Source organism: Plantactinospora sp. CNZ320 (assembly GCF_002846275.1).
The window spans coordinates 7,368,969-7,388,196 of sequence record NZ_PJMP01000001.1; the positions used below are offsets into that span (position 1 = coordinate 7,368,969).

Sequence of the window (19,228 nt, forward strand, 5' to 3'; positions counted from 1 at the left end):
GCGGTGGCGTCCTGAGCACAGTGGACGGTGCGGCGCCGGGGGTCAGGCCGGCTCCCGGCGCATCGGCACGTGCGCGATGCCGTCCTCGAGATACTCCGGCCCACTGACGGTGAAGCCGTAGCGGGCGTAGAAGCCGAGCAGGTGAGCCTGCGCGTCGAGTACGCAGGGGCGGGCGCCGACCAGGGCCAGCGCCTCGGTCATCAGCCGTACGGCGTACCCGCCGCCCCGGGCCTGGCTGGCCACCACCACCCGGCCGATCCGTACCACCCCGTCCGGGTCGGCGAGCAGTCGCAGGTACGCGATGGGTGCGCCGTCCCGGGCCAGCCACAGGTGCCGGGTGCCCGGCTCGACGTCCCGGCCGTCGAGTTCGGGATAGGCGCAGTCCTGCTCGACCACGAAGACGTCGACCCGCAGCTTCAACAGGTCGTGCAGGGTCCGGGCGTCGAGGTCGGCGAAGGACGCGACCCGGAGTTCGACCTGGTCAGCGGGATCCGCCTCCAGCGGCGGCGACTGCGACTGCTGCATCCTGAGATGGTAGGCCCCACCCATCCCCCCAGCCCCGCTGAGGTGTAAGGAAGGGCCCCCGCATCTACAAAATCCGCTAAGAAGGGGCCCTTCCTTGCAGCTCAGGCTGGGCGGGCGCCTACGGCGTCCCGGATCTCCGCTCCGCGCTCGCCCTCGACGACCCGGGCGCAGTGGCCGCAGCAGAAGAACCGGCCGGAGACCTCGACACCGTGGCCCATGATCCGGATGCCGCAGTGCTCGCAGACCGGTGCGAGCTTGTGCGCCGCACACTCGAACGAGTCGAAGGTGTGCACGTCTCCGCTCGTCGTGCGTACCTCGAACGCCATCCAGTAGTCGTTGCCGCAGACCTCGCAGGTGGTCGCCATGTCGAATTCCCCCGTTTCACCGCTTTTGCGGTGATACTACGTCGCCGACGGGTCGAGGCGCATCGAGATCGAGTTGATGCAGTACCTGGCGTTCGTCGGGGTGAAGCCCTCGCCGTCGAACCGGTGCCCGAGGTGCGAGTCACAGTTGGCGCAGCGCACCTCGATCCGGAGCATGCCGAGCGAGCGGTCCTCGAGATAGCGGATGGCACCGGGCAGCGCCTGGTCGAAGCTCGGCCAGCCGCAGTGCGAGTCGAACTTGGTGTCGCTGGAGAAGAGGTCCGCCCCGCAGGCCCGGCAGCGGTAGGTGCCGGCGGTCGTGGTCTGCACGTACTCGCCGGTCCAGGCGCGTTCGGTGCCCGCCTGGCGGAGCACCCGGAACTCCTCCGGGCGCAGCCGCGCCCGCCACTCCTCCTCGGTGGTGGGCAGCCTGTCTGCCTGCTCGTTCAGGACCCTGTCGTCAGCCATACCCCTACGGTACGACGGAGATCCTCCGGCGGCTAAGGCCGGCGGAACCGTCGGAAAACAGCGGGAAACCGCTGGTCAATCACCGCCCGGCGGTCGAGTCGTTGAGAGGACATGCGGACCGCCACCTGGCCGGGCGGGAGTAGACGGCGACGCGAGCACCGGCCGGTGCTGGCCGAGTTCCGGCTGACCTGGCGGCAGGCGGTGGTCCGGGGACTGCGTTGGGGTGGCCTGGGCAGCGGCGCGCTGATCGTGCTCGCGAGTGCCCTGCCCGGCCAGGGAGACCTGACCGAGCTGGCCTGGGTCGCCGTGCTCGCCCCGCTCCCGCTCGGGGTGCTCTGCGGTGCCGCCGACCGGCTCCGGACCCGGGTCCGGCTGGACGAGGTGGGACTGTCTGGCCGGGCGTACCGGACCAGACCGTTCGTGGCCTGGTCGCGGGTGGCCGACGTGCGGGCGGAGCGCCGTCGTGGCCGTACCGTCGTGGCGGTCTATCTCGTCGAGGCCGCGCCGCTGCGGCTGCCCGCCCCCTACGACGGTGGCCTGCTCGACCGTGATCCCCGGTTCGAGCAGAAGCTGGTGCTGCTCTGCCAGGTCTGGGAGGCGCACCGGCACGGCAGCCGGGAGCCCGAGGCGCGACCCCTGGCCTGACCGGCCCGGGTCCTGAACGACCCGTCTCCTGAGCGGCTTCTGCCCGAGCGGCCCGTGTCCTGAGCGGCCGCGTTGGCCGGCGGCGTCTCCGTGTCGGGTCACCTTCGTCGGACCTGTGGCATAGGGTCGGCGCATGGCTGGTGGGAGCGCTAAGGCGAAGCCCCTCGAGGTCGAGGTGGCCGGGCACACGGTACGGCTGAGCAGCCCGGACCGGGTCTACTTCCCCCGTCGCGGGTTCACCAAGAAGGACATGTTCGACTACTACCTCGCGGTCGGCGACGGGATCATGCGGGCGCTGGGCAACCGGCCGACGGCGTTGCAGCGCTTCCCCGAGGGCATCGAGGGGGAGATGTTCTATCAGAAGCGGGTGCCGGCCCGGGGCGTACCGCCCTGGATCCAGACCGCGAAGATCCAGTTTCCGAGCGGCCGGAGCGCCGACGAACTCTGCCCGGCCGACCTGGCGCACGTCGCCTGGGCCGCCCAGATGGGCACCGTGGTCTTCCACCCGTGGCCGGTCCGGGGCAACGATGTCGACCGCCCCGACGAGCTGCGAATCGACCTCGACCCGCAGCCCGGCACCGACTTCGCCGACGCCGTGGAGGCGGCCGGCGAGGTGCACGGACTCCTGGACGAGCTGGGCGCGACCGGCTGGCCGAAGACCTCCGGCGGTCGGGGCGTGCACGTCTATCTGCGGATCGAGCCCCGCTGGACCTTCACCGAGGTACGCCGGGCGGTGATCGCGTTCGCCCGGGAGGTGGAACGGCGCCGCCCCGACCTGGTCACCACCTCCTGGTGGAAGGAGCAGCGCGGCGAGAAGGTCTTCATCGACTACAACCAGATGGCCCGGGACCGGACGATCGCCTGCGCCTACTCGCTGCGGGCCAACGCCCGGGCCACCGTCTCCACCCCGGTCACCTGGGACGAGCTGCCGGACGTCGAGCCGGACGACTTCGACCTCAGGACGGTGCCCGAGCGGGTGGCGAAGATCGGTGACCCACACGCCGGCATCGACGACGCCCCCTGGGACATCACCCCGCTGCTCGAGTGGGCCGATCGGGACGACCGGGAGGGCTCCGGCGACCTGCCCTACCCGCCGGACCACCCGAAGATGCCGGGGGAGCCGAAGCGGGTGCAGCCGTCCCGGGACCGCGACCGCAAGGAGTGAGCGGCTGGCGGGTGCCGGCCGGATCCAACCGTGCCAGCACCCGCTTTCCGGACCGCCTCCGGCTGCGCCGAGAACGGCGGTTACGGTCGGACCCCGGAGGGCCGGCGGAACTGCTCGATCATCGCGGCGTAGTCGCTGCCACCGTGCCCGTCGGCCACGGCCCGGTCGGCCAGGGCCTTCACCAGTCTCGGCAGGTCGGCGTTGACGCCCAGCGACTCACTCTCGTGCACGAGGTGCTCCATCGCGCCCAGGTGGGTGTCGATTGTCGAGTCCCGGGCGGTGTAGTCGGCACTGTCGACCTGACGTGCCAGGTCGGGCAGCCAGTCGCGTACGGTCCCGGCGAGCGGGCCGGCGATCGAGGCGAACGTCGAGGCGTCCACTCCGGCCGTACCGACGAGGGCGGCACCGGAGAGGAAGCTGTTCAGCACGCTCCACATCACGCCGAGCAACGCCACGTCGTAGAGCGCGGAGAGGCCGTGGTCGGGACCGAGGTAGCTGGTACCGGCGCCGAGCAGTCGTAGCGTCGACTCGTGCCGGTCGAAGGCGGATCGGGGTCCGCTGTAGAAGAGGGTCGCCTCGGCCGTACCGATGGCCGGCGGAACAGCCATGATCGCCCCGTCCAGGTAGCTGCCGCCCCGCCGGGTCACCCGGTCGGCGGTTTCCCGGGCCGCGGCCGAGGTACCCGAGGTCAGGTTCACCACGACCCGACCGTCGAGGGCGTCGCCCAGCGGGTCGAGGAGTTCGTGTACGGCGTCGTAGTTCGAGACGCAGACGATCACGAGCGGGCTGGCTGTCACCGCGTCGGCGGGGGAGTCGGCGAGCCGTGCGCCCGCGTCGACGAGTTCAGCGGCCTTGGCCGCCGTCCGGTTCCACACCGTCGTGGGGTGCCCGTTGCGCAGGAAGGTTCCGGCCAGCGCCTGGCCCATCAGGCCCAGCCCGACGACGGTCACCGGGGTTGTCTTGGTGGTCATGGCAGAATCGTCAACCTTCACATCGGTATGAAGGTCAAGGAGCGGTGGGTCACATGCTGATCGGGGAGTTGAGCCGGCAGACCGGGGTCAACACGCACCAGTTGCGCTACTACGAGGCACAGGGCCTGCTCGAACCGGCGCGGGCAAGCAGCGGCTACCGCGAGTACGGCGCCGACGACGTCACGACCGTCACCCAGATCACCCGCCTGCTGGAAGCCGGACTCTCCACAAAGGAGATCGGATACCTGCTGCCCTGCGCCACCGGTACCGCCCCCGACCTGGAGCCCTGCCCCGAACTCCTGGAGATGCTGCGTGCCCGCCTGCACGGGCTGGACGAACGCATCGACACGCTCGCCCGGTCCCGGCAGGCCCTGGTCGACTACATCGCGGTCACCGAACGACTGGGCACCGAAGGTCCATGATCGAGCATTGCGTCGGGACTTCACCCCAATGATCGTCACCGTCCTGAAACGACCGGCTACGCTCTCTTCATCCGATTCCTACTGGAGGGAGTACCGTGCGCCGCATCGTCAGAAGTGTGGTGACACCGGCGACCCTGGTCCTCGCGCTGGTCACGACCCCCGTAGTGGCCCAGGCTGCCAGCCCGTTCGACAGCTATCTCGACCAGGAACTCAGCTGGGGTGACTGCCTCTTCCCGCCACCGGAGCAGGCCCGCCCGATGGAGTGTGCGCTGGTCACCGTGCCCCGCGACTGGGCGGACCCCGGCGCGGGCGTGGACCTGTCGGTCTCGATCAGCCGGACGAAGGCCACCGGCGAGCGATTGGGCGCCATCCTGACCAACCCGGGTGGCCCGGGGGCACAGGGCAGCTCCCTTGCCGGAGCACTGGCCGCGCTCCAGCCGGCCGTGAACGAGCGGTACGACTTCGTCGGCATGGACCCGCGCGGCACCGGTCACGAGGGCGGCACGGCCCCCGGGCAACTCGGACTGGTCTGCGAGATCCCGACCGGCCGGCTCTCGACCCGGACCGACCTGGACGCCCGGGACCGGTCACCGGAGAGCACCGCCGAGCACCAGAAGGCACCCCGGGCCGTCGCCGAGGCCTGCCAGAGCAAGGCGTTGACCCCGTACATCACCACCTGGCAGACCGCGTACGACATGGAACTCATCCGGCAACTGCTCGGTGACTCCACCCTGCACTTCCTCGGCTACTCCTACGGCACCTGGCTGGGTGCGAAGTACGCCTCGCTCTTCCCGGCCAGCACCGGCAAGATGGTGCTCGACTCCAGCGTCAACTGGCAGGGCCGGCTCCAGGCGGCCTTCGAGGCGTTCCCGATGATCGGGCAGCGGCAGCTCGACGACGTCTACCTGCCCTGGGCGGCGCGGCAGTTCCCCGAGATCGTCGGTGACACCCCGGCCGAGGCGGCGCGGACCTGGGAGGCGGCCCGGGAGTACGCCAAGACTCTCGGCATCGCCGGTGACAACTACGACGCCCTCTTCGTCGGCATGGGCGGCCAACTGCAATGGCTGCTCGCCACCCTGGTCTTCACGGTCGCGGCGCAGGAGATGAACGGCGAGACCCCCGAGGCAGGGGTGTCGGCTGCGCTGCGTACCGAGCTGGACGCCCTGGCCCGGTCGGAGTACGGCGTGCCACTGGCCGAGATGACGGTACGGCGGCTCGCGACCGAGGTCCCCGAGGACTACGTGACGTTCCCCGGTACCCGGGTCTCCGTCGCCTGCGGCGACCAGCCCACCCGCTCCGCCACCTGGTACCGGAAGCTCAGCGACCGGCAGGGCCCCCGATACCCGCTGTTCGGCTGGGCGTACGGGCTCTCCGAACCGTGCGGCTTCTGGTCGGACGCACCCCGGCAGACCCTGCCGAACCTTCCCGCGTCGGCCGCCTCGAAGATCCTGGTGGTGCAGGCCGAGTTCGACCCGCAGACCGGCTACGAGCAGGCGCGGGCGGCGGTACGGGCGGCGCCCGGCGTCAGCATGGTCTCGATCGACGACGCCACCTTCCACGGGCAGTACGCGCTCGACGGCAACCCGTGTGTCGACGGCATGGTCAACGTCTTCCTGCTGCACAACTCGCGGCCGTCCGATGTGACCTGTCCCGGGGTGCCGCTGCCCGCCGAGAGCGAGGTCCATCCGGTCGCCGGCCCGGTCAAGCGGGACAACCGCACGCTCGACCCGTGGGCGCGGCTGTCGGCCGAGAGCCTGCCCGAGCTGCGTGAGCGGGTACGGGACCGGATCGCCCGGGCCAACTCGGTGCGTACCGTCCGCTGACGGCTCACCCCGGTCGCCCGGTGGCCTGCTCCGATGGCCACGGGGCGACCGGCGGTGGTCGGCGTCAGAGTGCCAGTTTCATGCCTTCGTGACTTGCCGCGAAGCCCAGCGAGGCATAGAAGCGGTGCGCCTCGGCACGGCGTTTGTCGGTGGTCAACTGGACCAGCCGGCAGCCGCGTTCCCGGGCCTGGTCCACCGCCCAGTGCATCATCCGGCGGCCGATCCCCTTGCCCCGCAGGTCGCGCCGAACCCGGACCGCCTCGATCTGCATCCGTTCGGCGCCGCGCCGGCTCACCCCGGGAATGAAGGTGAGCTGCATCGTGCCGACCGGTTCGCCGTCGAGTTCGGCGACGATCAACTCGTTGCGCGGGTCGGCGTCGACCGCCTCGAAGCCGGCCCAGTAGGCGGCGTCCACCTCCTCGCCGGTCGGTTCCGCCGGATCCCGGCTCGCCGCCACCGCGTCGTCGACCAGCATCGCGACGATCGCCGGTACGTCGTCCCGGCGGGCGATCCGGAAGATCAGCTCACTCATGACCCCACCCTGGCACATCGGCCTCGGCCGGCCGCCGCCCCCGCCGGCGTCAGCGGGCCGGACAGGTGGTGCCGGCGCTCGGCGGCTTGAGGTCGATCAGGTAGTCGTCGACGGCGTTGTTGATGCAGCGGGTCTGCGGATAGGCGGTGTGCCCCTCGCCCTGCCAGGTCAGCACCACGCCGACGTCGAGCATCTCGGCCAGCTTCGGCGTCTGCTCGTAGGGAGTGGCCGGGTCGCCTGTGGTGCCGACCACCACGATCGGCGGGGCGCCGGTCGCCGGGCCGGTCGGGTACGGGTCCCGCTGGCCGGGCCAGAACTCGCAGCTCAACATGCCCACCGCGAGCGGGGCGCCGAAGAGCGGATATTTCTTGCGCCACTCCGACTGCAACGACCGGATCCGGTCGACGCCGATCTTGCTCTCCTCGTCGGCGCAGTTCACCGAGAGGTTGGCGTCGAAGAGGTTGGTGTAGCTGCCGTCCTCAGCCCGCTCGGCGTACGAGTCGGCGAGTTCGAAGACCTCCTTCGGGTCCCCGTCGGCCAGCGAGTCGATCGCGGCGGCGAGCTTCTGCCAACCGGACTCGGTGTAGAGCGAGGAGATCACCGCGTAGAAGATCCAGCCGGCGGTCGCCTCCCGGCCACCCTCGCCGCGTACCGGGGAGACCCGGGCCTTCTCCATCGCGTCCGTGACCGCACCCCGGGCATCCGGGGCGATCGGGCAGCGGCCCGGGTTCTTCCCGCACCAGTTGGTGAAGTTGGTGAAGGCCCGCTCGAAGCCCTTGGCCTGGCTCTCCGAACCGGCCACCATGTCCTGCTTCGGGTCGACCGCGCCGTCGAGCACCAGCGCCCGGACGTTGCGCGGGAAGAGCTGGGCGTACGTCGCGCCGAGCAGGGTGCCGTAGGAGTACCCGAGGTAGCTCAGCTTCTCGTCGCCGACGGCGGCCCGGATCGCGTCCATGTCGTGCGCGGCCTGCTCGGTGGAGTAGAGCCGCAGCCGCTCGCCGTACCTGGCCCCGCAGGCGTCGCCGATTTTCCGGTTCAGCGCCACCAGCTCGTCGAACTCCTGCCGGCTCGCCGGGTCCGGCTCGAAGCCGAAGGTGCTGTCCAGGTCGGCGTCGGAGACACACTTGACCGGGGAGGAGCGGCCCACGCCCCGGGGGTCGAAGCCGATGATGTCGAACCGCCGGGTCACCTCGTCGGGCAGCCCACCGAAGCTCGCTCCGAACGACAGGTAGACCGCCGAGTCGACGCCGGAACCGCCCGGCCCGCCCGGGTTGATCAGCAGCGACCCGATCCGGTCCTGCTGCTTCGTCGACCGGATCCGCAGTAGCGAGACCTCCAGCTTGTCGTCGCCTCCGCCGGCACCGCCGGCCCGGCTCCAGTCCGCGGGTACGGCGATGGTGGCGCAGTCGTACCGCATGTTGGCCGCGCCCCGGCCGACCAGTTTGCGGGGTACCTCCGGACAGGGCTTCCAGTCGGCGGTGCCCGCGCCGTTCGACGAGCCCTGCGGGCCACCGCGCTCGCTGCCGTCGTCGGACCGGAAGATCGGGATGGTGCAGCCGGCGACGAGCATCACGACGGCGAGGAGACCGGCCAGGGGCAGCCGGCGAAGGTGCGAGCGGGACAAGAGAGATCCTCCGTGATCGTATCGACCGTCAGGCTACGCGCCGGGGGCGAGCGGGTCGCCGCGGAGCACCTGGTCGACATCGAACCGGATCGGGCGGTCGAGTTGGTCGTACCCGCAGGAGGCCGGCTCCCGGTCGGGCCGCCAGCGGACGAACTGGGCGGTGTGCCGGAACCTGTCGCCCTCCATGGCGTCGTAGCCGACCTCGGCCACCAGTTCCGGGCGGAGCGGCTCCCACTCCAGGCTCTTGGTGCCGGACCACCGGCTCGGCCCGCCCGGGATGCGCTGCCCGCTGGTGTGGTCGCCGTGCACCCACGGGTGCTCCTTGACGCCCTCGCGGTAGGGGGCCAGCTCGTCGAGCAGCTCGGCCCGGCGGGCGGCGCTGAACGACGCCGACACGCCGACGTGGTGCAGCGTTCCGGCCTCGTCGTGCAGGCCGAGCAGCAGCGAACCGACCACTGGACCGGACTTGTGCCAGCGGAATCCGGCGACCACCACGTCGGCGGTCCGGGTGTGCTTGACCTTGAACATCAGCCGCTTGCCCGGCTCGTAGGGGATGTCGGCGGGCTTGGCGACCAACCCGTCCAGCCCGGCCCCCTCGAAGATCTCGAACCACCGGGCCGCCGTCTCCGGGTCGGTGGTGGTCTGGGTGACGTGCACCGGGGGTACGACCCCGCGCAGCTCCTCGACGAGCCGGGCCCGGCGCCGCTCGTAGGGCAGGTCGACGAGCGACTCGTCGCCGATGGCGAGCAGGTCGAAGGCGACCAGGTCGGCCGGGGTGGTCTCGGCCAGCATGTTGACCCGGGACGCGGCCGGATGGATGCGCTGGCTGAGCAGCTCGAAGTCGAGCCGGGGCCCGCCGTCCGGGCCGTCCCGGCGGATCACGATCAACTCGCCGTCGACCGCGCAGCGGGTCGGCAACTGCGCCCGGGCCTGCGCGACGACCTCGGGAAAGTAGCGGGTCATCGTCTTGCCGCCCCGGCTGGCCAGCTCGACCTCGTCACCGTCGCGGAAGACGATGCAGCGGAAGCCGTCCCACTTCGGCTCGTAGCTCATTCCCGGCCCGGTGGGAATCTTCGGCACGCTCCTGGCCAGCATCGGCTCGACGGGCGGGTTGATCGGCAGTTCCACCCGGCCAAGTCAACCAGATGGGTGGCGTACCGGGGTGCCCCGCGCCGGTACCGGCCGTCCCATCAGCCCCATCCGGCCCACCAGTTTCGCGCCGACCGCCTCGGCTGAGCTGTTTCCGCAGGTCAGAGCTATCTTCGCCGGATGCGGGGCTGGGTGTGCGTCTGCTGCGGCCGGTGGCAGGTGAGTGTGGAGCGGATCGCCGGGAGGTACCTCTACCGGCTGGCGTACCGCTATCGCGCCGAGGTCGGCGGGGTGGACGTACTCGGGGAGGTGGGCACGATCGCGGCGCTGGAGCGGCTGCTGGTGGCCCGTACCCCGGTGACCCTGGCCGACCTCCGCGAACGTCCGGCCGGCCGGGCCTGGTGAACCGATGCTGCGTTATCGGGGTCGTCGCTGTGTTACAGCGCCTTCGCGATCTCGGCCAGCACGTCGGCCGGGACCTCCACCGCGGTCTCGTGCGCCGGGATGTCGAGCTGGGCCAGCGCCTCCGGGTCGGAGACGCGCCAGCCCTGCACGATGAAGGTGTCACGGTCCGTGCGGTACAGCGACGGGCAGTTGTTGACCTGGGACTGCGCGGTCTTACGAATGAAAGTGAGCTTCACGTTCGGGCCTTTCGCTCCTTCTGTGCCGCTTTGGGCCGGATGCCCCTGCGACCTGTGCAGCATTATGCGGCTAATCGGGACGTTCGGGCGTGCGACCACGGCAACATGGTGGGTGAATGTAGGTGAATGGTCGATTCATCTCGCGTCGGATATGGGGCTTTTTCTGGTATTGCCGCCCCCGAGGCCGCAGCTCAGGAAGCTGTCTCGGCGGGCGGGCGCCAGTCCGCGTACCGGGCCATCGAGCGAAGCGCGACCCGGGGTGGAGTCAGCCGTATCATCACGTTGCGTAGTCCCACCGCCAGCGGATTGCGCAACTGCTGGCCGAACCGACCGATCAGGTACGAGGCCCGGGCAACCTGCTGGCTGCGGGGGCGCCGTTCCGCGTCGTACCGGGCCAGCCCGCTCGACACCGCCGTCCCACCGGCCAGGCTCAGTCCAAGTACCACCGCGTCCTCGATCGCCTGGGCGGCGCCCTGGCCCAGGTTCGGCGTCATTGCGTGCGCGGCATCGCCGAGGAGTGCGACGGCTCCCGTCACGTAGCTGCCCAGCGGGGTGCCGAGGTGGTAGAGGTCGTTGCGGAGCACCCCATGTGGGCTGGTCGCGTCCAGCAGTTCCGGGATCGGTCTGTGCCACGCCCCGAAGTGTTCCCGGACCGTCTCCATCTCGTCGGCCTCACGCCGGCCCGCAGGGGCGTGCACCGCGCCGAACCAGTAGACCCGGCCGTCACCGAGTGGCACCATCCCGAACTCGACGCCCGGCGCCCAGGTGATCGCCACCAGCAACTCGCCGGTCCAGGGCTCGTCCGTCACGCCCCGCCAGGCGGTGCTGCCGACATAGGCCGGTGGCGGCGCGTCCGTCGGCGCCGGTTCGCTCACCGCACCGGCTCCGGGGAGCGAACAGAGCCGGCAGGACCTCTACCAGGCGGTCCGCGTCGTACTGTTCGCGATGGTCGCCGGCCCGCCGGAGATCGACGCCCCGGCCACCAGCGGTGCCTGACCGAGCCCGACGGCCGGCCCCGGCGTGGGGTTCAGCGACGGCGGCCGGGCCGGCGCGTCGGGACCGTCCGGCGCCGCCCGGCGAGGATGGCCGCCGCGCAGGTGCCGAGCACGATGCCGGCGAACGGCAGGAACCTGGTCACGGCCCTCATGACCGGCGCCCCCGCCGGCCGGTGCGGGCCGCCAGCCGCTCCCGCTGCGGCTGCACCGTGTATTTCGGATCCCGGGCCGAGGCCATCCCCGCCTCGAAGATCCCGAACCGGAGGCAGATAGAGCCGGCCAGCAGCGCCGCCGCGCCGGCCGCCGTGACCGCCCGGTTACGCCCGCCGCCGCCGGCCGCCGCCGCCAGCGCACCCGCCGTGCAGAGCAGCTTGCCGGCCCGCAGCAACCCGCCGGACAGGCCCTGCCGCAGCGGTTCGCCGACCATGCCGAGCCGGCGCTCCATCCGGTACGCCGCCACGAGTTCGGCGGCGGTGCCGAGCAGTGCCGCCCGGCGGGCCGGCCCGGTCTCCGCCGCCGGAGCGGCGAGCAGGCCCAGCGCCCCGGCCGAAGCCGCCGCCGAGCCCACGAAGAGCACCGGCAGATCCCGGTACCCCTCGTGCCAGACCGGTACGGCGGTGTCCGCGAAGAGCGTCGCGGTGTACGAGGCGATGGTCGGCCCGAGCGCGGCGGCGCCGAGCGTGCCGAGCATGCCGAGCCGGGGCAGCCGACCGGTGACCGCGCTGCCGGCGGCGAGCAGTGTCAACGGGCCGTACCCGGCGAGCAGCCAGGAGCCGACGCTCATCGGCGAGGTCACCTTGACCACCCGCAGCATGTGCAGGAACCGTTCCGGGCGGCCGAGGTCGTGCACCAGGCTGTAGAGCGAGCCGCCCAGCGCGACCGCCGCACCCGCCTTCAGGCCCCGGGCCAGCCCTGGCCGGCCGGTGAGATCGGCCGCGGCGGCCAGGGTCGAGGAGGCGCCGGCCAGCCCGCCGAGGAAGAGGTAACCGGCGATGTCCGACGCGTGCCAGGTCGGCGGCTTGAGCACCGGCCGGCCGTAGTACGACCGGAACTCGGCCCTCGGCACCATCAGCCGCTCGCCGCGCTGCCGCCGTTCCGGGCGGCCGGCGGAGCCGATCAGCGCGTCCCGCTCCACCGGCAGGTCGGGTGTGTTGTCGAGGCGTACGTCGGTGTGGGTCATCGGCGGGCTCCGGGAAGTGACACGGCGACCAGGGTGGCCAGCAGCCCGGCGGCGACAAGCGCGGTCCGGCGCCACATCGCCGGCAGGTCCCGGGTGGTGACGACCGGGTCGGGTGGCAACCCGTACACCTCGGGCTCGTCGAGCAGCAGGAAGAACGCGCCGGCCCCGCCCACCCCGTCGTACGGGTCGGCGCCGTAGAGCCGCGCGCTGTCGACCCCGGCGTCGTGCAGGTCCGACACCCGGGCGGCGGCCCGGGCGCGCAGTTCGGAGAGTTCACCGAACTGGATCGAGTCGGTGGGGCAGCTCTTGGCACAGGCCGGTTCCTGGCCGACCGAGAGCCGGTCGTAGCAGAGGGTGCACTTCCAGACCCGGCCGTCGCCCTCGCGCACGTCGAGCACCCCGAACGGGCAGGCCGGCACGCAGTAGCCGCAGCCGTTGCAGATGTCCTGCTGCACCACCACCGTGCCGAACTCGGTGCGGAAGAGCGAGCCGGTCGGGCAGACGTCCAGGCAGGCGGCGTGCGTGCAGTGCTTGCAGACGTCGGAGGACATCAGCCAGCGGAAGTCCATCCCCGGTACGGCGTCGACGTGCCCGTCCGGCGGTGCCGACCCGGGCATGCCGAGCGAGACCGCGGTCCGGCCGCCGGCCGCCCGGCGCAGTGCGGTGGGCACCTCGGCCGGGGCGAGATGCGTCTCCTGCCGGCCGAGCCGGCGGGGCTGCTCGACGAAGGCGACGTGCCGCCAGCTGTTCGCGTCGAGCTGGCCGGTGTTGTCGTACGACATGCCGGTGAAGGTCAGCCCGTCCTCCGGGATCGCGTTCCACTCCTTGCAGGCCACCTCGCACGCCTTGCAGCCGATGCAGACGCTCGTGTCGGTGAAGAAGCCGACCCGTTCCGGCGGCTCGGCGTACCCGCCGGCGGTGGCCGGGTCGCGCTGCTCCCCGGTCGCCTCGCGCAGGTCGGCGGACATCGGCTCACACCTCCGTTCCGGTCGCGACGGTGATCCCGGCCCGCCGCTGGTAGTCGCGGACCAGCGCCACCCGCTCCGGCCCCCGGGGCCGCCGCCCGGGGCGGATGTCGGCGGAGAACGCCTTGCTCTCCTGGATGTGCGAGTTCGGGTCCAGCACGATCGAGCTGAGTTCGTTGGCCGCGTCGCCCCGGCTGTGGCCGTTCGGTCCCCAGTGGAACGGCAGGCCGATCTGGTGCACCACCCGCCCGTCGACGCGCAGCGGTGCGATCCGCTCGGTCACCAGCACCCGGGCCTCGATGGCGCTCCGGGCGGTGACGATGGTGGCCCAGTCGCAGTGCACCAGCCCGCGTTCGGCGGCCAGTTCGGGGGAGACCTCGCAGAAGAACTCCGGCTGCAACTCGGCCAGGTACGGCGCGTTCCGGCTCATCCCGCCGGCCGTGAAGTGTTCGGTGAGCCGGTACGTCGTCACCACGTACGGGAAGGTCTGCGCGCCGCGCTGCGAGCCGTTCGGGTGGTACTTGTTCTGCTCGTGTGGCCGGAGCAGCCGGGCCGGGTTGCGCTGCTGGCCGTAGAGCGCATTGTCCACAGGGGAGTCCTGCGGCTCGTAGTGTGCCGGCAGCGGGCCGTCGGAGACCCCGGTCGGCGCGAAGAGCCAGCCGAGCCCGTCGGCCTGCATGATGAACGCGTCGGTGCCGCGCAGCGCGGCGATGCCCCGGGCGTCGTCCGGTGGCACGTAGTCCGGTGGCTTGGTCGGCTCGAAGTCGGCCGTGTCGTACCCGGTCCACCGGCCGGCGTCGGCGTCCCACCAGACGTATTTCTTCCGCTCGCTCCACGGCCGTCCGTCCGGCCTGGCCGAGGCCCGGTTGTAGAGCATCCGCCGGTTCGCCGGCCAGGCCCAGGCCCACTCCGGGGAGACCCAGCTCTGCTCCTGCGCCGGCTTGCGCCGGGCGGCCTGGTTGATGCCGTCCTTGTACACCCCGCAGTAGATCCAGCAGCCGCAGACCGTCGACCCGTCGTCGGCGAGTTCGGTGTACGCCGACAGCGGCCGTCCGTCCGCGTCCCAGCCGTTGATCTCGGCGAGCACCGCCTCGGCGTCCGGCTCGGCCGTCCGCCCGATGGTCGGGTAGTCCCAGGTCAGATCGAGGATCGGCCGATCCTTCGGGTCGGTCGAGCCGGCCAGCTTCTGCCGGATGATCCGGCCCAGGTGGTACATGAACCAGAGGTCGCTGCGCCGGTCGCCGGCCGGCTCGACCGCCTGGTGGCGCCACTGGAGCAGCCGGTTGGTGTTGGTGAAGCTGCCGTCCTTCTCGGTGTGCGCCGCCGCCGGCAGCAGGAAGACCTCGGTGCCGATCTCCTCGGTCACCAGTTCGCCGGAGGCGATCTCCGGCCCGTCCTGCCACCAGGTGGCGCTCTCGATCAGGTGGAAGTCCCGGACGACCAGCCAGTCCAGTTTGGCCATCCCGAGCCGCTGCATCCGGGCGTTCGCCGAGCCGACGGCCGGGTTCTCGCCGAGCAGGAAGTAGCCCTTGCAGTTGCCTTCGAGCTGCTCCAGCACGGTGTCGTAGTGCGAGTGGCTGCCGGTCAGCCGGGGCAGGTAGTCGAAACAGAAGTCGTTCTCCGGGCGGGCTGTCGCACCCCACCACGCCTTCAGCAGGCTGACCGTGTAGGCCCGCATGTTCGCCCAGAACCCCTTCCGGGCGGTGTCGGCGACGATGAAGTCGGCGAGGGTCTGGGTCTTGTGCGCGTGCGGCATCGGAATGTAGCCGGGCAGCAGGTTGAACAGCGTCGGGATGTCGGTCGAGCCCTGGATGCTGGCGTGCCCGCGCAGCGCCTGGATGCCGCCGCCGGGCCGGCCGATGTTGCCGAGCAGCAGTTGCAGGATGCTGGCCGAGCGGATCACCTGCGAGCCGTCGGAGTGCTGGGTCCAGCCGACCGCGTAGACGAACTCGCTGGTCCGTTCCGGGCCGGAGTTCTCCACCAGGTGCCGGCAGACCTGCGCGAAGACGTCCGGTGGGATGCCGCAGACCCGCTCGACCATCTCCGGGGTGTAGCGGGCGAAGTGCCGCTTGAGGATCTGGTAGACGCAGCGCGGGTCCGACAGCGTCGGGTCGCGGTGGGGCCTGCCGTCCAGGGCGGCGCTGCCGGAGCCGAACTTCTCGCCCCGGCCGGCGCCCGCCCCGTCGTGTTCCGTCGCCCGTTTCGGGTCGTCCTGGAGGCGGTGCCCGCTGGCGACCCTGGCCTCGAACTGGCTGTCCCGCTCACCGGTCGCCGAGACCAGTTGCACGCCCTCGTACTGCCAGCTCTCCTCGCGGTAGGTGTGGCTGTCCGGGTCGAAGCCGGAGAAGAGCCCGTCCAGGTCCTCGGTGTCCTGGAACCGCTCGTCGATGATCGTGGCGGCGTTCGTGTACGCCAGCACGTACTCCCGGAAGTCCTTCTCCTCGGTCAGGACGTGGTTGATGATCCCGCCGAGGAACGCGATGTCGGTGCCGGCCCGGATCGGCACGTAAAGGTCGGCCAGCGCACTGGTCCGGGTGAACCGGGGGTCGACGTGGATGACCGTGGCGCCCCGGGCCTTCGCCGCCAGCACCCACTGGAAACCCACCGGGTGCGCCTCGGCGAAGTTGGAGCCCTCGATCACGATGCAGTCGGCGTGCTGGAGGTCCTGCATGAAGGTGGTCGCGCCGCCCCGCCCGAAGGACGTGCCGAGGCCGATCACGGTGGAGCTGTGGCAGACCCGGGCCTGGTTCTCCACCTGCACCACCCCGAGTGCGGTGAGGAGCTTCTTGATCAGATAGTTCTCCTCGTTGTCCAGGGTGGCGCCGCCGAGGCTGGCGATGCCCATCGTCCGGGCCACCCGGACCCCCTCGTGCTCCTCCTGCCAGGTCTCCCGCCGGGTCCGGATCACCCGCTCGGCGATCATCTCCATCGCGGTGTCGAGGTCGAGGTCCTGCCACTGCGTGGCGTACGGCGGGCGGTAGCGCACCCGGTCCAACCGGCCAGGGTCGGTGGTCAGTTGCAGCGAGGCGGCGCCCTTCGGGCAGAGCCGTCCCTGGCTCACCGGCGAGTCCGGGTCCCCCTCGATCTGCACCACCCGGTTGTCGCGGACGTAGACGTTCTGGGCGCAGCCGACCGCGCAGTACGGGCAGACCGACTTCACCACCCGGTCGGCGTCGGCGGTCCGGGCGCGCAGTTCGGCGCTGTGCCGCGACTTCACCGAGGCCGCCCGCCCGGTCCGGTCCGGACCGGTGAGCTGCCGCCAGACCGGCCACGAGCCGATCGGTAGACCCCGCACCTGCGCCTCCTGTCCTCGATGGCCCCACCGCCGGCGCTGACCCGCCGCGGCGGACCCGTTCGCTACCGGCCGGGTCGGCCCAGTCCGTCGACCCGGGCCCGCTCCCGCATCCAGTCGTGCACCTGGGACGACGACGTCGGGTTGAACTCGCGCGGGTTCACCAGGGCCTGGGTGCGGGACTGCAGGACGCCGGGGCGCCGCCGTTGCGCCCGGGTCACCGTGCCGCCGCCGTCGGCCGGGATCCCGGTGCCGATCAGGTACGCCTGTCCGGCCGGGATGCCCAACTCGGCACCGATCTCCTGGTAGCTGCGGCCCAGGCCGACCAGGTGCAGCACCGCTTCCTTGCTCGCCACGCCGCCCCCGCTCGCCGTGCCGGCCGGCTCCGCCCGACCGATCGCCAACACCGACAAGCCTCTCATTTCACACATCCCGCCGAAGCCGCTTTGCACTGCAAGGAAGGGCCCCCGCTTATCGCTTTTTGCATAAGCGGGGGCCCTTCCTAACGCGTCAGCCGGCGAGTGGGGTGTGCCCGGCCGGTACGGTCTCGTCGGCCGGCGGTGGTGGCGGCGGGGTACCGTCCCCGAACGGGCGGCCGCCGAGCGCCTCCCGGCCGTGCGGCTCCAGCCAGTTGCGCAGATCCGGCCCGGCCGGCACGATCCCGGTCGGGTTGATGTCCCGGTGCACCTCGTAGTAGTGCCGCTTGATGTGGTCGAAGTCGATGGTGTCGCCGAAGCCCGGCGTACTGAACAGGTCCCGGGCGTACGCCCACAGCACCGGCTGCTCGGACAGCTTCTGCCGGTTGCACTTGAAGTGCCCGTGGTAGACCGCGTCGAACCGGACCAGGGTGGTGAAGAGCCGGATGTCGGCCTCGGTGATGGTGTCCCCGACCAGGTAGCGCTGCCCCTCCAGCCGCGCCGAGAGCCAGTCCAGCCGGTCGAAGAGCCGCCGGTACGCCTTCTCGTACGCCTCCTGGCTGCCGGCGAAGCCGCACCGGTAGACCCCGTTGTTGACGTCGGTGAAGACGACCGCGTTCACCTCGTCGACCTCCGCGCGCAACGCCTCGGGATAAAGGTCGGGCGCACCGGAGCGGTGGTACGCCCGCCACTGCGTCGACAGGTCGATGGTCATCTGGTCGAAGTCGTTCGTCACCACCTGTCCGGTCGGCACGTCCACGATCGCCGGCACCGTGATCCCGCGCTCGTAGCCGGGGAACCGGGCGAAGAACGCCTCCTGGAGCCGCTCGATACCCAGCACCGGGTCCCGGCCGTCCGGATCGAGGTCGAACGTCCAGCTCCGGGCGTCGTGGGTCGGCCCGGCGATGCCCATCGACAACACGTCCTCCAGGCCGAGCAGCCGGCGGACGATGATCACCCGGTTGGCCCACGGGCAGGCCCGGCTCACCACCAGCCGGTAGCGGCCCGGCTCCACCGGATAGCCGTCCCGCCCGTCGGCGGTGATCCGGGTGGCGATGTATCGCTGGTCCCGGGTGAACTCCCCACCCGGGTTGACGTAGCTGCCCTCGGTGGCGTTGCTGGCGTCGCTGGCGGTGCCTGCGCCACTCGCCTTGCTGCCCTCTGCGGTGTTCGACATTCCACCATCGTTCCCCATCCTCCGCGGGGATCCACCGCCGAGCGGCGGCGAACCCCCAGCTGGCCCGGCGGCGGGCAGCGGTACCGGGGTCAGCGCCGCATCAGCTCGTTCACCGCCCCGTAGTCCAGGGCACCGGCGAGGGCGTCGTAACCGCCCGAACCGTACGCCGCCTCGGCGGCCCGCCGGACCACCGCGTACGCCGCCTCGGCCACCGCCGAGCCGAGGCTGACCCGGGCCACCCCGAGCCGGGCCAACTCGGGTACCGCCGGTGCGCCGGGACCGGCGAGGATGTTCAGCGGTGCCGGAATGCCGGCGACAAGTGCCGCCACCGTCTCCGGGTCGACGACGCCGGGCACGAAGATGCCGTCGGCACCGGCCCGGAGATAGTGGGCGGCCCGGTCGAGGGTCTCCGGCACCCCGCCGGTACCCCGCAGGAAGGTGTCGATCCGGGCGTTGACGTACAGCGGAATCCCGACCTCGTCCGCGACGGCCCGGGCGGCGGCCAGCCGGGCCGACTGGTCGGCGACCTCGCGCAGTCCCGGGGCGCCACCCGGCGCCGCGTCCTCGAGGTTCACCCCGACGGCACCGGCGGCCAGCACTTCGCGGACGGTCTCGGCGACCTGCTCCGCGGTGGCCCCGAAACCGGACTCGATGTCGGCGGTGACCGGCACCGGAACCGCCGAGGCGACCCGCCCGACGAGTTCGGTGGCCGGCTGCCGGCCGAGGAGGTCGCCGTCCGGGGCGCCGAGGCTCCACGCCACCCCGGCGCTGGTCGTCGCGACCGCCCGCGCGCCGGCCGCCGCCACGATCCGGGCACCCGCCGCGTCCCAGACGTTGACCAGCACCACCGGATCGGCCGGGACGTGCAGGGAACGGAACAGTTCGGCGCGGGAACGTTGATCAGTCATGGTCGGTAGTCTCCGCCGCCCGCGCCGG

19 protein-coding genes and 1 pseudogene are annotated in these 19,228 nt (G+C 71.7%); 5 read left to right on the forward strand and 15 right to left on the reverse strand.

Annotated elements, in window-relative coordinates:
- Positions 1-42: 42 nt before the first annotated feature.
- The 3 genes from CLT71_RS32980 to msrB all read right to left on the reverse strand — a co-directional run bounded on the left by CLT71_RS32980 (position 43) and on the right by msrB (position 1,355).
- A complete protein-coding gene (locus tag CLT71_RS32980) occupies positions 43-525 on the reverse strand; it encodes a GNAT family N-acetyltransferase (protein ID WP_101371999.1) in 483 nt (160 codons plus the stop codon).
- Between the two features lie 101 nt (positions 526-626).
- Positions 627-890, reverse strand: coding sequence for a Prokaryotic metallothionein (locus CLT71_RS32985; RefSeq protein WP_101370534.1), 264 nt, complete (start codon positions 888-890; stop codon positions 627-629).
- Between the two features lie 36 nt (positions 891-926).
- Positions 927-1,355, reverse strand: a complete 429-nt coding sequence (gene msrB, locus CLT71_RS32990; RefSeq protein WP_199187799.1) for a peptide-methionine (R)-S-oxide reductase MsrB — start codon at positions 1,353-1,355, stop codon at positions 927-929.
- A 111-nt stretch (positions 1,356-1,466) separates the two neighbouring features.
- On the opposite strand from msrB, the gene CLT71_RS32995 reads away from it, so the two are divergent.
- On the forward strand, positions 1,467-2,000 hold the full coding sequence (locus tag CLT71_RS32995; protein ID WP_101370535.1) for a hypothetical protein: 534 nt from the start codon (positions 1,467-1,469) through the stop codon (positions 1,998-2,000).
- A 133-nt stretch (positions 2,001-2,133) separates the two neighbouring features.
- The gene (gene ligD / locus CLT71_RS33000) at positions 2,134-3,165 is read left to right on the forward strand and encodes a non-homologous end-joining DNA ligase (RefSeq protein WP_101370536.1); all 1,032 of its coding nucleotides are present in this window, start codon (positions 2,134-2,136) and stop codon (positions 3,163-3,165) included.
- Positions 3,166-3,245: 80 nt separating this feature from the next.
- On the opposite strand, the gene CLT71_RS33005 is transcribed toward ligD, so the two are convergent.
- Positions 3,246-4,136 (reverse strand): NAD(P)-dependent oxidoreductase, encoded by an 891-nt coding sequence (locus CLT71_RS33005; protein ID WP_101370537.1) that lies wholly within the window; start codon positions 4,134-4,136, stop codon positions 3,246-3,248.
- 53 nt (positions 4,137-4,189) lie between these two features.
- Between CLT71_RS33005 and CLT71_RS33010 the strand changes: the two genes are divergently transcribed.
- Both CLT71_RS33010 and CLT71_RS33015 read left to right on the forward strand, forming a co-directional pair.
- Complete coding sequence (locus CLT71_RS33010; protein WP_101370538.1) at positions 4,190-4,558, forward strand: MerR family transcriptional regulator; 369 nt, start codon at positions 4,190-4,192, stop codon at positions 4,556-4,558.
- A 95-nt stretch (positions 4,559-4,653) separates the two neighbouring features.
- On the forward strand, positions 4,654-6,381 hold the full coding sequence (locus CLT71_RS33015) for an alpha/beta hydrolase (protein WP_199187800.1): 1,728 nt from the start codon (positions 4,654-4,656) through the stop codon (positions 6,379-6,381).
- Between the two features lie 64 nt (positions 6,382-6,445).
- Here CLT71_RS33015 and CLT71_RS33020 read toward each other — a convergent pair whose 3' ends face one another.
- From CLT71_RS33020 to CLT71_RS33030, 3 genes are read right to left on the reverse strand one after another with little or no spacing between them, the layout of a single operon-like run.
- The gene (locus tag CLT71_RS33020; RefSeq protein ID WP_101370539.1) at positions 6,446-6,913 is read right to left on the reverse strand and encodes a GNAT family N-acetyltransferase; all 468 of its coding nucleotides are present in this window, start codon (positions 6,911-6,913) and stop codon (positions 6,446-6,448) included.
- A gap of 49 nt (positions 6,914-6,962) precedes the next feature.
- Positions 6,963-8,537 (reverse strand): alpha/beta hydrolase, encoded by a 1,575-nt coding sequence (locus CLT71_RS33025; RefSeq protein WP_486483584.1) that lies wholly within the window; start codon positions 8,535-8,537, stop codon positions 6,963-6,965.
- A gap of 33 nt (positions 8,538-8,570) precedes the next feature.
- Positions 8,571-9,665 (reverse strand): ATP-dependent DNA ligase, encoded by a 1,095-nt coding sequence (locus CLT71_RS33030; RefSeq protein ID WP_101370540.1) that lies wholly within the window; start codon positions 9,663-9,665, stop codon positions 8,571-8,573.
- A gap of 141 nt (positions 9,666-9,806) precedes the next feature.
- Between CLT71_RS33030 and CLT71_RS33035 the strand changes: the two genes are divergently transcribed.
- Complete coding sequence (locus tag CLT71_RS33035) at positions 9,807-10,031, forward strand: hypothetical protein (RefSeq protein ID WP_101370541.1); 225 nt, start codon at positions 9,807-9,809, stop codon at positions 10,029-10,031.
- Between the two features lie 32 nt (positions 10,032-10,063).
- Here CLT71_RS33035 and CLT71_RS33040 read toward each other — a convergent pair whose 3' ends face one another.
- From CLT71_RS33040 to CLT71_RS33075, 8 genes and pseudogenes are all read right to left on the reverse strand, one after another.
- Positions 10,064-10,267: a hypothetical protein gene (locus tag CLT71_RS33040; protein ID WP_101370542.1), complete on the reverse strand. Its 204-nt coding sequence runs from the start codon at positions 10,265-10,267 to the stop codon at positions 10,064-10,066.
- A gap of 191 nt (positions 10,268-10,458) precedes the next feature.
- Positions 10,459-11,142, reverse strand: a complete 684-nt coding sequence (locus tag CLT71_RS33045) for an FAD-dependent monooxygenase (RefSeq protein ID WP_101370543.1) — start codon at positions 11,140-11,142, stop codon at positions 10,459-10,461.
- A gap of 268 nt (positions 11,143-11,410) precedes the next feature.
- Positions 11,411-12,442 (reverse strand): NrfD/PsrC family molybdoenzyme membrane anchor subunit, encoded by a 1,032-nt coding sequence (nrfD, locus tag CLT71_RS33050; RefSeq protein WP_101370544.1) that lies wholly within the window; start codon positions 12,440-12,442, stop codon positions 11,411-11,413.
- Complete coding sequence (locus CLT71_RS33055; RefSeq protein ID WP_101370545.1) at positions 12,439-13,410, reverse strand: 4Fe-4S dicluster domain-containing protein; 972 nt, start codon at positions 13,408-13,410, stop codon at positions 12,439-12,441. The genes nrfD and CLT71_RS33055 overlap by 4 nt, the downstream gene beginning before the upstream one ends.
- 28 nt (positions 13,411-13,438) lie before the next feature.
- Positions 13,439-16,702, reverse strand: a pseudogene (gene fdh / locus CLT71_RS33060) (formate dehydrogenase); the annotation flags it as partial.
- Positions 16,703-16,764: 62 nt separating this feature from the next.
- The gene (locus CLT71_RS33065) at positions 16,765-17,121 is read right to left on the reverse strand and encodes a hypothetical protein (RefSeq protein WP_143743702.1); all 357 of its coding nucleotides are present in this window, start codon (positions 17,119-17,121) and stop codon (positions 16,765-16,767) included.
- A gap of 88 nt (positions 17,122-17,209) precedes the next feature.
- The gene (locus CLT71_RS33070) at positions 17,210-18,292 is read right to left on the reverse strand and encodes a glutathione S-transferase C-terminal domain-containing protein (RefSeq protein ID WP_101370548.1); all 1,083 of its coding nucleotides are present in this window, start codon (positions 18,290-18,292) and stop codon (positions 17,210-17,212) included.
- A gap of 89 nt (positions 18,293-18,381) precedes the next feature.
- Positions 18,382-19,200: an isocitrate lyase/PEP mutase family protein gene (locus CLT71_RS33075; RefSeq protein ID WP_101370549.1), complete on the reverse strand. Its 819-nt coding sequence runs from the start codon at positions 19,198-19,200 to the stop codon at positions 18,382-18,384.
- Positions 19,201-19,228 lie beyond the last annotated feature (28 nt).

Excerpts from the sequence above, each read along its gene's own strand:
- CLT71_RS33010 (WP_101370538.1), top strand. The coding sequence starts at position 4,190 with ATGCTGATCGGGGAGTTGAGCCGGCAGACCGGGGTCAACACGCACCAG.
- CLT71_RS33005 (WP_101370537.1), bottom strand. The coding sequence starts at position 4,136 with ATGACCACCAAGACAACCCCGGTGACCGTCGTCGGGCTGGGCCTGATG.
- CLT71_RS33055 (WP_101370545.1), bottom strand. The coding sequence starts at position 13,410 with ATGTCCGCCGACCTGCGCGAGGCGACCGGGGAGCAGCGCGACCCGGCC.
- msrB (WP_199187799.1), bottom strand. The coding sequence starts at position 1,355 with ATGGCTGACGACAGGGTCCTGAACGAGCAGGCAGACAGGCTGCCCACC.
- CLT71_RS33035 (WP_101370541.1), top strand. The coding sequence starts at position 9,807 with ATGCGGGGCTGGGTGTGCGTCTGCTGCGGCCGGTGGCAGGTGAGTGTG.
- CLT71_RS33075 (WP_101370549.1), bottom strand. The coding sequence starts at position 19,200 with ATGACTGATCAACGTTCCCGCGCCGAACTGTTCCGTTCCCTGCACGTC.
- CLT71_RS33070 (WP_101370548.1), bottom strand. The coding sequence starts at position 18,292 with ATGTCGAACACCGCAGAGGGCAGCAAGGCGAGTGGCGCAGGCACCGCC.
- CLT71_RS32980 (WP_101371999.1), bottom strand. The coding sequence starts at position 525 with ATGCAGCAGTCGCAGTCGCCGCCGCTGGAGGCGGATCCCGCTGACCAG.
- CLT71_RS32995 (WP_101370535.1), top strand. The coding sequence starts at position 1,467 with ATGCGGACCGCCACCTGGCCGGGCGGGAGTAGACGGCGACGCGAGCAC.
- CLT71_RS33020 (WP_101370539.1), bottom strand. The coding sequence starts at position 6,913 with ATGAGTGAGCTGATCTTCCGGATCGCCCGCCGGGACGACGTACCGGCG.
- CLT71_RS33065 (WP_143743702.1), bottom strand. The coding sequence starts at position 17,121 with ATGAGAGGCTTGTCGGTGTTGGCGATCGGTCGGGCGGAGCCGGCCGGC.
- CLT71_RS32985 (WP_101370534.1), bottom strand. The coding sequence starts at position 890 with ATGGCGACCACCTGCGAGGTCTGCGGCAACGACTACTGGATGGCGTTC.
- ligD (WP_101370536.1), top strand. The coding sequence starts at position 2,134 with ATGGCTGGTGGGAGCGCTAAGGCGAAGCCCCTCGAGGTCGAGGTGGCC.
- nrfD (WP_101370544.1), bottom strand. The coding sequence starts at position 12,442 with ATGACCCACACCGACGTACGCCTCGACAACACACCCGACCTGCCGGTG.